Source organism: Viridibacillus sp. NPDC096237 (assembly GCF_050278625.1).
GTDB lineage: Bacteria > Bacillota > Bacilli > Bacillales_A > Planococcaceae > Viridibacillus.
Genome location: NZ_JBNNTI010000020.1, coordinates 26,008 through 41,005, shown reverse-complemented (window position 1 = coordinate 41,005; position 14,998 = coordinate 26,008). Strand labels below are relative to the sequence as shown.

Annotated in this window: 18 protein-coding genes; 10 read left to right on the top strand and 8 right to left on the bottom strand. The window is 34.7% G+C overall.

The window, feature by feature from the left end; translation table 11 throughout:
* The first annotated feature begins 130 nt into the window (after positions 1–130).
* On the top strand, positions 131–1,060 hold the full coding sequence (locus tag ACQKMD_RS12385) for a tetratricopeptide repeat protein (protein ID WP_427752422.1): 930 nt from the start codon (positions 131–133) through the stop codon (positions 1,058–1,060).
* A 213-nt stretch (positions 1,061–1,273) separates the two neighbouring features.
* Here the strand turns inward: ACQKMD_RS12385 and ACQKMD_RS12380 are convergent, their stop codons facing one another.
* Positions 1,274–3,121: a methyl-accepting chemotaxis protein gene (locus ACQKMD_RS12380; RefSeq protein ID WP_427752421.1), complete on the bottom strand. Its 1,848-nt coding sequence runs from the start codon at positions 3,119–3,121 to the stop codon at positions 1,274–1,276.
* Positions 3,122–3,241: 120 nt separating this feature from the next.
* Here ACQKMD_RS12380 and ACQKMD_RS12375 point away from each other — a divergent pair, with 120 nt between their 5' ends.
* Both ACQKMD_RS12375 and deoD read left to right on the top strand, forming a co-directional pair.
* Positions 3,242–3,463, top strand: coding sequence for a YozE family protein (locus ACQKMD_RS12375; protein ID WP_427752420.1), 222 nt, complete (start codon positions 3,242–3,244; stop codon positions 3,461–3,463).
* 169 nt (positions 3,464–3,632) lie between these two features.
* Positions 3,633–4,337 carry a purine-nucleoside phosphorylase gene (deoD, locus tag ACQKMD_RS12370; protein WP_427752419.1) on the top strand — a complete coding sequence of 235 codons (705 nt, stop codon included), beginning with the start codon at positions 3,633–3,635 and terminating at the stop codon, positions 4,335–4,337.
* Positions 4,338–4,428: 91 nt separating this feature from the next.
* Here deoD and ACQKMD_RS12365 read toward each other — a convergent pair whose 3' ends face one another.
* The 5 genes from ACQKMD_RS12365 to ACQKMD_RS12345 form a co-directional block, all read right to left on the bottom strand.
* Positions 4,429–4,788: a tyrosine-type recombinase/integrase gene (locus ACQKMD_RS12365; protein WP_427752418.1), complete on the bottom strand. Its 360-nt coding sequence runs from the start codon at positions 4,786–4,788 to the stop codon at positions 4,429–4,431.
* A complete protein-coding gene (locus ACQKMD_RS12360; protein ID WP_427752417.1) occupies positions 4,763–4,930 on the bottom strand; it encodes a hypothetical protein in 168 nt (55 codons plus the stop codon). The genes ACQKMD_RS12365 and ACQKMD_RS12360 overlap by 26 nt, the downstream gene beginning before the upstream one ends.
* 84 nt (positions 4,931–5,014) lie before the next feature.
* Positions 5,015–5,239, bottom strand: coding sequence for a hypothetical protein (locus tag ACQKMD_RS12355; RefSeq protein ID WP_427752416.1), 225 nt, complete (start codon positions 5,237–5,239; stop codon positions 5,015–5,017).
* A 688-nt stretch (positions 5,240–5,927) separates the two neighbouring features.
* Entirely contained in the window at positions 5,928–6,053 is a 126-nt protein-coding gene (locus tag ACQKMD_RS12350) for a hypothetical protein (protein ID WP_427752470.1), read from the bottom strand.
* Positions 6,054–6,200: 147 nt separating this feature from the next.
* The gene (locus ACQKMD_RS12345) at positions 6,201–6,608 is read right to left on the bottom strand and encodes a hypothetical protein (RefSeq protein ID WP_427752415.1); all 408 of its coding nucleotides are present in this window, start codon (positions 6,606–6,608) and stop codon (positions 6,201–6,203) included.
* A 373-nt stretch (positions 6,609–6,981) separates the two neighbouring features.
* Between ACQKMD_RS12345 and ACQKMD_RS12340 the strand changes: the two genes are divergently transcribed.
* The 4 genes from ACQKMD_RS12340 (at position 6,982) to bluB (ending at position 9,130) form a co-directional block, all read left to right on the top strand.
* Positions 6,982–7,203: a transcriptional regulator gene (locus ACQKMD_RS12340; protein WP_427752414.1), complete on the top strand. Its 222-nt coding sequence runs from the start codon at positions 6,982–6,984 to the stop codon at positions 7,201–7,203.
* On the top strand, positions 7,200–7,487 hold the full coding sequence (locus ACQKMD_RS12335; RefSeq protein WP_427752413.1) for a hypothetical protein: 288 nt from the start codon (positions 7,200–7,202) through the stop codon (positions 7,485–7,487). The genes ACQKMD_RS12340 and ACQKMD_RS12335 overlap by 4 nt, the downstream gene beginning before the upstream one ends.
* A 251-nt stretch (positions 7,488–7,738) precedes the next feature.
* Positions 7,739–7,876, top strand: a complete 138-nt coding sequence (locus tag ACQKMD_RS12330; RefSeq protein WP_427752412.1) for a hypothetical protein — start codon at positions 7,739–7,741, stop codon at positions 7,874–7,876.
* A 579-nt stretch (positions 7,877–8,455) separates the two neighbouring features.
* Complete coding sequence (gene bluB, locus ACQKMD_RS12325; protein ID WP_427752411.1) at positions 8,456–9,130, top strand: 5,6-dimethylbenzimidazole synthase; 675 nt, start codon at positions 8,456–8,458, stop codon at positions 9,128–9,130.
* Between the two features lie 932 nt (positions 9,131–10,062).
* On the opposite strand, the gene ACQKMD_RS12320 is transcribed toward bluB, so the two are convergent.
* The gene (locus ACQKMD_RS12320; protein WP_427752410.1) at positions 10,063–10,311 is read right to left on the bottom strand and encodes a hypothetical protein; all 249 of its coding nucleotides are present in this window, start codon (positions 10,309–10,311) and stop codon (positions 10,063–10,065) included.
* Entirely contained in the window at positions 10,289–10,444 is a 156-nt protein-coding gene (locus ACQKMD_RS12315) for a hypothetical protein (protein ID WP_427752409.1), read from the bottom strand. The genes ACQKMD_RS12320 and ACQKMD_RS12315 overlap by 23 nt, the downstream gene beginning before the upstream one ends.
* A 262-nt stretch (positions 10,445–10,706) precedes the next feature.
* On the opposite strand from ACQKMD_RS12315, the gene ACQKMD_RS12310 reads away from it, so the two are divergent.
* The 3 genes from ACQKMD_RS12310 (at position 10,707) to ACQKMD_RS12300 (ending at position 14,107) form a co-directional block, all read left to right on the top strand.
* A complete protein-coding gene (locus ACQKMD_RS12310) occupies positions 10,707–12,218 on the top strand; it encodes a S41 family peptidase (RefSeq protein ID WP_427752408.1) in 1,512 nt (503 codons plus the stop codon).
* 100 nt (positions 12,219–12,318) lie between these two features.
* Positions 12,319–13,212 carry a CobW family GTP-binding protein gene (locus ACQKMD_RS12305; RefSeq protein WP_427752407.1) on the top strand — a complete coding sequence of 298 codons (894 nt, stop codon included), beginning with the start codon at positions 12,319–12,321 and terminating at the stop codon, positions 13,210–13,212.
* Positions 13,213–13,411: 199 nt separating this feature from the next.
* Positions 13,412–14,107, top strand: a complete 696-nt coding sequence (locus ACQKMD_RS12300) for a CAP domain-containing protein (protein ID WP_427752406.1) — start codon at positions 13,412–13,414, stop codon at positions 14,105–14,107.
* Positions 14,108–14,998: the final 891 nt, after the last annotated feature.

Below are 14,998 nucleotides of genomic sequence, written 5' to 3'. Positions count from 1 at the left end.
CATGTAAACATGAGAATATCAACATTTTTATGAAACAAGTATAATTTGAAAAGTTGATAAGTTTTGAGAAGTGGTACAATTTTTATATGAATATGCTATTATTTGCATAGTTGAATTGGAAGGTGACGAGATGAATTTAAATGACATAGCTGTTAATCAGTTATTACAAGAATTTAAATTTGAAGAAGCTCAAATGATGCTAGAGCAAGCAGTAATAGAAAAAAGAGATATACAATCGCTCCATAACTTAGCATGTTTTTATATTAAAGACGCTGAAGAATATTACAAAGCTTTACCGCTCTTAGCTGAAGCAATAGAACAACAACCAAAACATTATTTTCCTTTTGCTTTACTAGGTGAAATTTATTTGCGAATGGAAAAATATATTTCAGCAATCAGAATTTTAGAATATGCTTTAAAAATGGAAGATACTGAAGTAGTTCATGGGAATTTAGCAGCAGCATATTTTAACATGGACAATTTTGAAAAAGCAGCAGAACATTATAAAAAATCTGCAACTGATGGCGATTTTTTAAAATATGCGGAAATGGTTTCTTACTTATATTTAGATGATTACGATTCTGTACTTAATACGCTTAAAAAAGTTAATGCAGATGATGAAAATTATATGGGTGAAGTAAATGTTGCTGAACTTTATGCGCAAATTAACTACTTTGAAGAAGCAATTCCTTTGTTTGAAATAGGATGGAGAGAAATTGTTAGATCGTATGATTGGGTAGAACATTATGTTTATGCGCTTATTCAATTAGGTAGAGTAGAAGAAGCGTCAGATATTATAGACCAGATGAAAACAGAAACTGCTGATGAAATTGTAAAAAGTAGTGTAAGAGCAATAGATAAAGCGTTGATAGAGGAAAATCTCGAAGAATCCAATATGGACTTACAACATACAAAAGAAAAATATAATACACTGATTGGACGAATTTTGAAGGGCTACCGCCCAAGAATTTATTTCGAGCCATACTATGTTTTAAAATGTTATCTATATGGCTGCAAAGTACATGGTAATAAAACGTATGCCGAATTTGTTAATATGTAAATGGACGAGAGATGATGTCATGTCTCCTGCCATTTTTTTATATACGACTAACATCCCAGTGTAATCATTGTTATCACATGAAATGTTGTCTTAAGAAGGGAGGATTGGGGTAATAACATTATGAACGAAGGAATTTCTAATACATATAAATTAATGAGCGGAATAAAAAAACTTGCAATCTCAATAGAAATTGCAAGTCATTTAGTGAAAAAGTTATACTTTGAATTCCCCAACCACTTTTCGTAATTCGTCAGCTTGATTGGATAGTTCAACTGCTGAAGCTGTAATTTCTTGCATTGATGCAGAGCCTTCTTCTGCAGAAGCTGCGGAACGCTCTGTGCTCATTGCTGTATTTTCTGCAATCTGATTTACTTCTATAAAGGAGGCAGCCACTTCTTGGCTATAGCTTAAAGTTTGCTCAATTTGAATGACCATTTTGTTAATAATCGCTACAGTATCGTTTGTTTGTTTAATAATTTTATCTAAAGAAGCATTTGTTTCATTTGTCACTTCAACACCGTGTATCACATTTTGTACACCATCATGATTTTGTGTGATAATAGCTTGTACTTCTGATTGAATTGATGAAACGATCCCCGTTACTTCCAGTGCGGCTTTTTGAGATTGCTCAGCTAGCTTTCGAACCTCATCTGCTACGACAGCGAATCCTTTACCATGTTCACCAGCACGAGCTGCTTCGATGGCTGCATTAAGGGCCAGTAAGTTTGTTAGTTCTGAGATATCAGTAATTGTACGAATAATGGAAGTAATATCGGATGATTTTTTACCTAGTGCTTCAACAGTTTCTGTTGTATTAGCCATAGTTTCTTCTATCAACATCATCACTTTTGAAGACTGTTCTACGCTTTTTTCACCAAGTTCAGCAGCAATCTTCATTTGATCAGTTGCTGTTTTCACATGTTCAGCATCTGTACTTAAGTAACGTGCAGCTTCTTCTAACAAATTCATCTTTTGAACGGCGTTATTCATACGTAGCATCGTTTGCTCGCTACCTTCAGCGATTTCACCTGTTGTATCGGCAATTGATTGGATAATATTCGAATTTTCATCGGCTGAAGCCATTAATTGTTGCCCACTAGCAGATACACTTTCAGCAAGTGTACTCACGCGTTTGACTAATGAAGAGATGGATGTGATTAACACATTTGTACTATTGGCGATTTCAGCAAATTCATCTTTTGTTTTTACTTTTACTCGTTTAGTCAAGTCCCCGTTTGCTTGAGCAATATCCAGAATAGATCTATTAATAGCTAATGTGTTACGTTTAATTGAACGGAACAAAATGGTACCCGTTACAATAGTTAAAATAATAGACGATATTGTTAAAATTAAGAATATTATCATTGCAATTTCCGTCTGTTTTTCAAGTGATTTGATTTGTTCATTACTTTTCTTTATTAGCATGTCATTAATCATTTCAATATGCACATCTATATAACCCATGGCCGTCTTGCCATTTCCAGCAAGAACGAGTTTTTGCGCGTTTTCAAGACCTGAATTTTGGCGAGTGTCAATCAATCGTTTCGAATACTGAATATAATTGTTATAAAATTGGTCGATGGAAGTAATTCGATCTAACTCTTCTTTTCGGTCAGCGAATATTTTTTGAAGTTCTAATAAATTGGATTCAATATGGTTTTTATCCTGACTATATTGTCTTAGGAAATTATCTTTTCCCGTTATAATATAACTTTGTTCAGAGTTAGATAATTTCGCAATATCAGCAGCTAAACTATTTACTTTCATCTGTTCTGCAAGATGCTTCCCTGTAAAAACCTTTAATTCGTTTTGAAGGTTAGACATATTTGAATAGGAAACAACAAGCATTGCTGATAGAATAATGATGAGTATCAAGAAGTTAGTAATGATGCGGCCGCGAATCATTTGGAAAAAGTTTGATTGAATAGGTCCTTGAACTTCAATGTTATTTTGCTTCTTTTTCTTTCTGAAAAATGAAGCCATTGAAACTGATGACTTATTAGGGCTTTGATCATTACTTTCCCTTACGTTTTGCGCATTAATTTTGAATTTTTTTACCAATCTGTCACCCACTTTCCATATTTCTATTGAATACTGTTCATTTTACTTCTTTATGAAAGAATATTCTATACTTTTTGAAAAATAAATCATGACTAAGTAACTACTAGGAGGGAGATATTTATGAATCATTCGTTCTACAGTTATGTTCAAACATTTCGTGGTGGTGAAAAACATGATGAGAAAGCTACGTTTGCAGAAGCAGCTTTTCAAGATCATGGTTTTCCTAAACAATCAACAGATTTCCATATGCTTTCGAAATACATCGAAGAAAAAGCAGATGACGAAATGAGCGCACGTGTTTTTGATGAACTTTGGTATTTATACGAATTAAAATATAACTAATTTAAGTTATTATTAAGCAACAATGGGGTAAATTAATTAATATAAATTTTTAAACTTATTTAAGATATCATTTGTCAGAGGTCAGACTTTCTTGGTACAATGCTTGTAGCATCATAGCTGTTTTATAGAAATATGATGAATAACTATACTAATGAAAAGAGTGATACTAATGAGTATTCATATTAATGCCAAACAAGGTGATATCGCAGAAATCGTTCTACTTCCTGGAGATCCATTACGTGCAAAATACATTGCAGAAACTTATCTAGAAGATGTTACATGCTATAACGAAGTACGTAATATGTTAGGGTTCACAGGTACATATAAAGGTAAACGTGTATCTGTACAAGGTACAGGTATGGGTGTGCCATCAATTTCTATTTATGTAAACGAATTAATGCAAGAATACGGTGTACAAAAACTAATCCGTGTAGGTACATGTGGAGCAATTCAAAAAGATGTTAAAGTACGCGACGTTATTATTGCTCAAAGTGCTTCTACTGATTCAAAAATGAACGAAATTATCTTCAATGGTTTAGACTATGCGCCTACAGCTGATTTCGATTTACTTTTAAAAGCATATAATGCTGGAAAAGAAGCGGGTCTGAATTTAAAAGTGGGTAACATCTTTACTGCAGATATGTTCTATAGTGAAGAAAATCAAAATGAAAAATTAGCTCGTTATGGTGTTTTAGCAGTTGAAATGGAATCAGCAGCACTTTACACTTTAGCAGCAAAATATGGCCGTCAAGCGCTTTCAATCCTAACAGTAAGTGATCATATCATTACTGGTGAAGTAACATCATCTGAAGAACGTCAATTAACATTTAACGATATGATGATTGTTGCATTAGAAGCAGCGATTCAAGACTAGTCGTAGCAAGGGTTTATGAGTTTGCAATTTTTAACAAGTGACCAAAAGTGACCATTTTCAAAAAAGGTGGTCACTTTTTTATTTGTTTAATTCATTTAAATAATTGTGTTGCTTGTTCTTTTTGAGATACATCAATATGGGAATACGTATCAAGAGTTTCACGTATATTTTTGTGTCCTAGCTGCTCCTGGATAACTTTGATATTTACATTATTCGCAAGCATATAAGACGCACACGTATGACGTAAACCATGAAACGTAATGTACGGTAAATCATATTTTTTTACGACGTCTAACCACTGTCTACTCATGCGGTCTGGATGGTTTAGATAGATAGGACGACCATTATCATCAAGTATCGGATTGAACTTCTTACCGATTTTAGACAGCTTCTTCTGTTTCTCCTCCATATATACTTTTAACTCTTCAATAAGGCTCTGCGGTGTATTCAACACGATTTTCACCCGTTTTTGTTGTATCGAGGAATAAGCGTTTGTCTTCTTTGTCATATTGAAGTGTTCTACCGACGTAAATGGAATGATGTGTGAAGTCAACACTCTCAAAACGTAAGCCAGCAATTGCCAGCAATTTCACTCATCCGTAACCCACAAAACAGAGCAATTTTAATCGGTAATTGGTGTTTAATGTGAAGTAGAGGAATAATCTCCAACAACTGCTTCATCTGCGCTTCATTATAATAATTAACCGTGTTACGACTAATCCGTTTCGGCTTGGTTGCCTTACTACATGGATTTTCCTCAATATATCCCCATTCCACTGCTTTAAAGTAACGGTTTTTGTTTTACGCAATCGTTTACCAGATTCATCATACCTAAATTCCGATATTAATTTAATACGTGGTTTGTCTGTTTTAGTAGGCTTTAATAGTTGATAACTTGCCAATTGGGGCTCTTCTTTGAGTTGTATAGCAATCCATATGGAGTTTTAATCAAACCTTTCATAATTAATATTAAATTAAATTGTTTAGTGACGCTTTGAATTCTCTAGAGGTTCAAGAAAAACAAAGTTATTACGATGTGTAAAAGTAGTAAAAATAATAGAAAGACAGTAAAGACTATGGATGTAGGTTTATGGTCAATACATGCAGAAGCAGCTTGAAGAACATCAATGCATATGCACTTAGAAGGGCGTATACAAAGAGTTTACTTAATAAGGGAGAAATATAGCTTTAATCTCTAAAGCTCTTGAACACTCGAATTTAGAGGTTACAAAACAGTATTTGGATTTAGGTATAGATTTGTGAGTTTCAGTTTTAACAATTTATAAAATATGATAGTCCATATACATTTAGACACACATTATGTCACGGATTAACTATAAATTGTATATCCACTTCACCAATCCAGAAGTTTTTTTGAGACACCTCTGTATAACTATTACTATTTGATATATGTCAATGTGAGGGAATGTTTGGAAATGATAAGAATGAGATGCTTAATCCATTGAAAGGGGATATAGATGTGAGTAAAATGAAGATATATCGATATATCAAAGGAAAAAATGTAATATAGTAAAACTCCCTTTATCTATTGAATTAGAAAGGGAGTTTTAAGATAATTGTGTTTGAAATTCAGTATTTGTGACTGTGATTACGAATATTCAACACTTCTAATACTTGTTTTACTGGAATCCCAGCTAATCTCATTTCAATTGCCTTCATTTTCGTTTCTACTGGATAACTGACTCTTGTCCCCATAGAAAAAACACCTCCACGTTGTTTTTAAAGGTAGGATACCCGTTTTTTCAACGAAAGGTGTTTTTATTTGTCTCATATTTTTAGGTCAGTGCATCAGTGCAAAACCGTTGGTGTATAGGGTTCTTTTTTATCGACATTCTAATTTTTTTACAATCCTACTGCTCTAAATCGGAAGTCAGTGTCAGCACCTTTTCCATCGATGCTGTAATAATATTCACCTTCGGTAAAGTATTTTTCAGGAAATTCTTTCTGACCTTTACCTTGTATTACTTGTTTAAATATTTGCTTTCCATTTTCATTAGTCAATGTAACAGTAATGGGTATGTCTCCATTGTTTTTTACATATACTCTCACATCACGACCATAAGATACATAAAATGAACTATTGTAATGTCCATCATAAGTAGATTCTTGCTCATCAATTAGTGTATCAACGCTAGCCAGTTTCATTTTAACAGGGGTAGTATTGTGAGATTCACTAGCACTTGCAATATCACCTAAAAATCCAAAACCTAATGTTAAAGCAGCTAAAGGTACAATTACTAATTTTTTCATATTTTACAACTCCCTTTTTTTTATTAGTAAAATTATGCCATATAAACAAAATTTTACCATGTATTCACAATAACATATATTAGGAGAAAAGGAAAACATTTTTGTTTTTATTTAAAAAAATTCTGTATTTAATTGAATATACTCAGAGAACTATTTCTGTTTTAGCGAACAATAAAATAGAACGTGTTCCAAAAACAAGCATTATCCAAAATGGCAGCTGCATTTGAATTAGAGGATATACGGGATATAATTGATTTTAAAAATGAGGATGAAAAAGACCACAAATAGCGGTAGTTATTTTTTTTCTTGAAATAAGAACAAATGTTCCTTATAATAAAACGAACTAACGTTCTATTTTTAGGGAGGAAAAACCGTGAAAGAACAGCTATTAAAAGCCATGCAACGCAATCAGGTAATTGATTTAATGTATATGTCGAAAGGTGGAGAGGTAACTAAAAGGCGTGTGAAAATCATTAAGATGACATCTGATTTGTTTCAGGCTTATTGTTTCGGGAAGAGTGCCAAACGCATTTTTATTATTGATACTGTTCTTGCAGTTGTTCCTGTATTGCGTAGAGAGAATGAAGTTGTATGATAAAGCATGACCAACAAATCCATGTTCATAAAGCGATAATTTTAGAGCTTACAATGCGTACATTAGAACGAAATAAAAAGTATATGAGCCAGTTAAAATCACACTTTGCATTTGAATTATGGATAGATGAAGAGTTAAGAAAATTACACAAAGATTTAAGAGATGTGAACCGAACGCTAGGAATGCACGGCTTAAAGGTTATGGAAGAAACAAAAAAGATTGATGAATATTTTATTAGATCTAAAGGGAATAATCAGGAGTTGCGTTATTCTGTATTTACTTAGGAATCAAGTAAACGATGAAGTTAAGAAAAGACTTGGATTAGAACAATGAAAAAGAGTGATAGGCGATTAGTGGCTCTCACTCTTTTTTATATCTTCGTATCATTTAAGTGTTATGTGTGCGTATAAGCGAGGGAAGGTTGAGTGCTTAGAATCAGTCATCTATACAGCCATCAAGCGTGTGAGTAGAAGTATCAAAGTGAAATCAATAATGGATGAGGCTTGGAAAATCTAAACCATAGGGGTGTATGGACATGAAGATTTTGTTGAGTATTTACTATTGTTTCGTTGATGAGGATATTGCACCTGAAGATGTAGCGTTAGTGGAATGGATGTGGATAGCTTTATTACCTGTTGTGGGAGTGATAAGTTTGTTATCGGTACTATTATAGGAAGAAACTGTGGCATAAAAATAGCCACTCGTAATAAATGTTTATTGGTTTGAAGAAGCGTCTGCTCACCCGCGGAAAGCGAGGGGTAAGTTTCGGAAAATCTAAGCTGAGACCACTTACTCTGTAATATTAAAGACAAGTAAATGTGTATGATAGTTCATTATCATAACTTTTTTATAATGTTGCACATATTATAAAAATGTACATTACTAAAATCAATTTAGTGGTGTACGTTTTTTTATTTTGATTTCATTTCTATTGATTTAATAAATGATAAAATATTTACAATAAACAGTGAAAAAGTTAAAATTGAACAAACGTTCTATTCTGTGAGGTGTAAATAAATGTATGGGTATGAATACTACCCAAAACATATCGAAAGTAAATATCAGTTACTTGTATTCAAAGGAAATCAGCCATTTTTACCTTTAACGCATTACTACCATGATTGTATAGGGAGAATTGATAAGGTGATTTACTCAAAAGGGATATAAAATAAGTATAGCTGTAAGAAAATCCTAAGATTTGACCTAGTCATTGTAAAAAAATGGTAATTTTAATAAATTTGGAGGGGTAGTTTTGTATCAATTAACTAAAGAAGAGCGAAACGGAGTATATAAGACCATTTTTAATAGGAGAGATATAAGGTCCTTTTTAAATATCCCTATACCTGATGATAAATTATATAATTTATTAGAGGCAGCTCACCATGCTCCATCAGTTGGTTTTATGCAACCATGGAATTTTATTATTATAAAAAATGATGAGATTAAGAAAGAACTTGCAAAAATCGTTGAAAAAGAAAGACGAGCATTAGCCATACATTATGAAGATACAGATCGTGAGTTGAAGTTTCTTGATCTAAAAATTGCCGGTATTATTGAAGCTCCTGTTACTATATGTGTAACTTGCAATCCTTTTAGCGGGGGGGATCATGTATTGGGGAGAAACTCTATTCCGGAAACTGATCTGATGTCTGTTAGTTGTGCGATTCAAAATATGTGGCTTGCTGCTTACGCAGAAGGGTTAGCTATGGGATGGGTAAGTTTTTATAAAAAGTCCGATGTAAGAAAAATTCTTGAGATTCCATATCATATTGATCCCATAGCATTAATTTCTATTGGGTATACAGATAATTATCCAGATCGACCCTTGCTTGAAATACACAACTGGGAAAAACGTGAACAACTAAATCGATTGATTTTTGATAATAAATGGGGAACAAATGAAGTAAGGACGGGGCTTAGCGATTAAATGTCGGCAGTAGCCTTATACGCAATAAGGAGTACCGCCTGGAAAATGCGGATTCACACCGATAAGGAAATCCAATACTAAAAAGTCCAACTTCTCCCTAAATTTTAATAGAAAAATTGAGCTTTTTCATTACTTCATTAAAGCGCCTTTTAATGGATAATAAAGTTACATTATCTCAAAATATTACGGGTAGATTAGTATAGATTGTTCTGGTGCATTACCTGGCTCAGTTGTATGGGGATTTGTTGAGTGCCCAAATGGTACTAAATAATATTTCTCTGATGTTAAATCAATTGATGGGTATCTGTTATAAGATTCTTCAGGAGTATAAACGTTCAGACTTTTTTATATATTATCAAAATTAATTATTCAAAAGCTACACCTGGGAAAACAGGATGCTCAATCAAACTAATGATGAATCACCGAATTATAACAAAAGGGAGAATCTTTATGATTCTGCCTTAGATTGAACATTAAATGTGCAACATCATCTTATTAAATTGCTTTCTATTTAGTTATTTGTAGATTGATTATTGACTTTTAATAAAATTTTGTAAGTAGTCTCAGACTATGGACAAACTCGAAAATAACGAGTTTTCTACAGTTTTTTTATACAGGTTAGATCAGGTTTTCCGAAGCTTACCGCTGGCGAGCGCCGAGCCGCTTCGTCGCTACGCTCTTGTAGAGTCTCGTCTTTCTCACTTTTCCCGCAGGAGTCAAGCGGACGCTTCTCCAAACCAATAAATTTATTGCTTTCTACTTTTCTATTTACTCATTCACTTTTATAATTAAAAGGTAAGAATAATATTATGGAAAATGATGATGAGAAACCAAAATCATGAACGAAACCAATTAGAGGCAGTTGGAATGAGTTAAACCAACTGCCTTTTGTCGGTAAGCTGAGACCACTCTTTGTAATTGGTCTTTTTTATTTACTGTTCTGGATGGAGGATATTGCAGGCGCTTAACCTATTTCCATCTGGATCTTTAAATCCAAAACAGCCTAATTCACCTTGTAAATTTAAAGTGTCTACTTCAACCTGTTTTCCTTTAAGCCACTCATGTAATTCTGTTAAGGAAGGAGTATAAAAGTCCATTACGCTATGAACAATCTCGTTATTCGTATTTTTAAATGATAATCCTCCAATTGCTTCTGTTTCAACTAAGAATATTGTTGGCACTCCTTTTGCCTGCCGTTTTTTCATTTTTAAACTGCACTTCAGCAGCTAGAATATCAGTGTAGAACGCAATTGATTTTGCTAGATAAGTGACGGGTATTTCAAGGGTGGCAATATGCGAACTTAAATTAGTCATTGTAGCCTCCTATAATTCGTTGTGAAATATATTTTCGGCATTAGCATAAATAATCCTTTCATTTACTCAAGAAAAATAAGAAATGAAAAGTACTTGATGATTACAGGAAACGTATTTCTAAAAAAAATCACGAGAGGGGAGGGGGTGACTATAAATAAAGATATTTTAATCTCAATGAAAGGGCTTAATTGACGTTGAAAGAGCGGTGCTTTATTATGGTATTAGTGTATAAAACACTTGAAGATTGAAAGTGGTGAAATAAATGGACGAGCAAAACAAAGTGGAGCCAGAAAAAAAAGATCTACCCACTGATGAGCAAGAAAAATTAGAAGATGTAAAGCCGGCTGGCAAATACATACGTATTAAACCTTTTGCGTTGATCATGATGGTAATTGTTTTAATATTATTTACTTCTGGTTTAACAATCTTTGCGCTAACATTTGGAGAGAAAAAAGTTGTAGAAGTTCGTACGCCAACTCATAAAGAATTCCAAAAACTATTTAACGCATTTGATGAATTGAAAGCAAACTATTACAAAGACATTGATACAGACGAAGCAGTAAACGGTGCGATCAACGGTATGATTGAAGCACTTGGAGATCCTTATTCAGATTATATGAATGTTGAGGAAGCTTCGCAGTTCAATGAAAGTATCTCTTCTAGCTTCCAAGGGATTGGAGCTGAAATCCAAGAGCAAAGTGGCAATATCGTAGTTGTTTCACCTATTAAAAACTCGCCGGCTGAAAAAGCAGGGATTTTACCAAACGATATCATTGCTACAGTTGATGGTAAAAGTATCTCAGGCATGACTTCTTCTGAGGCTGTACTATTAATTCGTGGTGAAAAAGGAACATCTGTAACACTTGAAATTGTTCGTGGTGATAGTGAGAAAAAAGTTAAGATGAAAATTGTTCGAGACGATATTCCGATTGAAACAGTTTATAGTGAAATGTTGAGCGGGAAAGTTGCACATATTCAAATTACAACCTTCTCTAATAACACATATAAAGAACTATTAACAGCACTTGATGATATGGAAGCTAAAGGCATGAAATCACTTGTAGTTGATGTTCGTCAAAATCCAGGTGGTTTGCTTGATTCTGCTGTTAGTATTGCAAGCCTATTTGTTAAAACAGGGGAACCTGTTATGCAAATTGAAGACAGAACTGGAAAAAAAGAAGTGATTGAAGCGCAAGGTGGACGTAAAGTGAATGTACCTGTGTCGTTATTAATCGATGGTGGTAGTGCCTCGGCTTCTGAAATTTTAGCTGGTGCACTTAGTGAATCTGCTAATATTCCATTAATTGGTGAAAAGTCATTTGGTAAAGGAACAGTTCAAACTGCTAGTAACTTAAAAGATGGTTCAAACTTGAAATTTACTACAGCTAAGTGGTTAACACCTAAAGGTAATTGGATTCATGAGAAGGGTATTGAACCAACTATTAAAGTAAATTATCCTTCATATGCTTCATTACCATATCTTGATCCTGAAAAAGCAATGAAAGAGGGCTCTTTATCAGATCAAGTGTTGGCTGCAGAAAAAATGTTGAAAGCAGTAGGTTATAAACCAGGTAAAGTGGATGGACTATTTGATGCAACAACAAAAGCTGCAGTAATGTCATTCCAAAAAGACCAAAAGCTTAAAGAAACTGGCGTTTTAAAAGGCCAAACAACATATGCATTAATGTTAGAGCTAAGACAGAAGATCAAAAAAGACGATCCACAGTTATTAAAAGCTAAGAAATTGATGAAACAACAAAGTAGTTCGAAATAATATAAAATCACATTTAGTGATAAAAAAGAAATGCATGGAGAGCTGACCGTCAAAGGAGGTCAGCTTTTTCATGCATTTATAAAGAAAGGATGATTTTTACATGGTCGATGTATATCTTTTTAGTGGATTTTTAGGAAGTGGTAAAACTTCTATGATGACAGATGTAATCCGTCAATTAAAAGAACAAAATATTAAACCAGCAATTATTATGAATGAACTAGGCAAATTAAACTTTGATTCACAAGCAGTGGAAGAGGATGTTCCATTAAAAGAAATGTTAAACGAGTGTATTTGTTGCTCAGGTTCAGAAAAAACAGAAGCGCAAATACAAACATTATTAGCAGAATCAGAGTTTGATGTACTGATAATTGAAACAACAGGTGCAGCACATCCAGTAGAGGCCTTAGACGCTGTATATTCTCCTCTTTTTGCCGATCAATTAAATATTAAAGGGATTGTGACAGTCGCAGATAGTAAGCGCTGGTTAGAACGAGATCAATTATCACCTCAAGTACGCTCCCTGTTTTTAGAACAAATCCGTCATGCGCATCTTATTTTAGCTAATAAATCCGATTTACTTACAGAAGAAGAACGTGCACAGGTGACATTTGAAATACAATCTTTAAATCCGCATGCGCAATTACTACAAACAACTAATGGAAGAGTACCTCTAAAATTTTTACAAAGCTTGTATGCAACAGCCCGTCCTACTCAAATCGAATCAGCACCAATAGGTCACATGCACTTAAGTTCGCGCTTAGTGACATTCACTGAACCAATAGAACAAGAAGTTTTTGAGGAGTGGCTTAGAACAATTCCTTCAACAATTTATCGCATGAAGGGGTATGTTCCTATTAAAGGAACGAAAAACCCGATGCTTTTTCAATATGCATATGGTTTAACACAATGGATGCCAGAATACATGCAGATGCCACCTAATGTTGTCATTATTGGTGAAGATGTTAATGAGCTCGAGGTTGTCGGTACCATGTAACATAACAAGCCATTTTTTTAGGTGTCAACCCAATCCTTCTAGTAATAAAACGATAGATTGCTAAATTTGCACAATTTCATAGCCTACTCATGATTGAAACCAAGGTGTTTTTATTCTTAATTGGTCGAGGTAGCAATTATTGGACGCTTTATTACAAAAATCCCGCGTTACGATATTTGCAGACAAGGAGGAATAAAACATGAAAAAATGGTTATTACCAATGAGTCTCGTTATGCTAATGGGCGTACAGGCAGGAACGGTGGAAGCTTCAACTTCTACAAACTCATCCGATACATCGAAGCAAACGCAAACAATATATAAAGGGGTTAAACCTTGTAAGATTACTTACAAGTATAATCACTATTCAAACAAACCTTCTGGTAGCACTACAACTAAACCAGAGAACAAGCCATCAAATGGTAACTCAAATAATACGGGTAACAGTTCTTCTAATGGCAACACAAGTAACTCTGGAAACAATTCATCAGATTCGAATAACTCAGCATCAACTTCTGTAGATCAATTCGAACAAAAAGTTATCGAGTTAACTAATGTTGAGCGTCAAAAAGCTGGACTAGCTGCTCTTAAATCAGATAAAGCTTTAATGGGTGCTGCACGTGAGAAATCACTTGATATGCAACAAAACAAATACTTCTCACATACAAGTCCAACATTTGGTTCACCATTTGACCGTATGAAAGCACTAGGTATTCAATACAGTGCTGCTGGAGAAAATATTGCTATGGGTCAAACAACACCAGAGGAAGTTGTAAAAGGTTGGATGAACTCACCTGGTCACCGTGCTAATATTATGAGTACATCATTTACTCATATTGGCGTAGGTTATGTAGCAAAAGGTCATTACTGGACACAACAATTTATTAAAGCAAAATAATAGTGTTTAATAAGCCAGTTCTCAATTTTGAGAGCTGGTTTTTTCATTCTTAACTTTAGAAGGTCGATTGAATTCAAGTAAAGTTTCCAAGTGTGTAGTTGATTGTAGCGTAGGTGGTGACTCCAGGGGAAAAGCGAGAAAGTCCAAGACCCTGCAGGAGCGTAGCGATGAAGCGGCTTGGCATCCGTCCGCGGAAAGCATCCACCATAGTGGAAATCAGCGTCTTATGTATTTGTTTATATTACATGTGTAGTTGATTGTAGCGTAGGTGATGACTCCAGCGGGAAAAGCAAGACAGTCCAAGACCCTACAGGAGCGTAGCGACGAAGCGGCTTGGCATCCGTCCGCGGAAAGCATCCACCGTAGTGGAAATCAGCGTCTTATGTATTTATTTATATTACATGTGTAGTTGATTGTAGCGTAGGTGGTGACTCCAGCGGGAAAAGCGAGAAAGTCCAAGACCCTACAGGAGCGTAGCGACGAAGCGGCTTGGCATCCATCCGCGGAAAGCATCCACCGTAGTGGAAATCAGCGTCTTATGTATTTGTTTATATTACATGTGTAGTTGATTGTAGCGTAGGTGGTGACTCCAGCGGGAAAAGCAAGAAAGTCCAAGACCCTGCAGGAGCGTAGCGACGAAGCGACTTGGCGCCCGCCCGCGGAAAGCGTCCACCGTAGTGGAAATCAGCGTCTTATGTATTTGTTTATATTACATGTGTAGTTGATTGTAGAGTAGGTGGTGATTCCAGCGGGAAAAGCGAGACAGTCCAAGACCCTACAGGAGCGTAGCGACGAAGCGGGTTGGCGTCCGCCCGCGGAAAGCATCCACCGTAGTGGAAATCAACGGTCCTATTTATTTATATTTAAAATAAAAAAGACTGTAGAGAAACC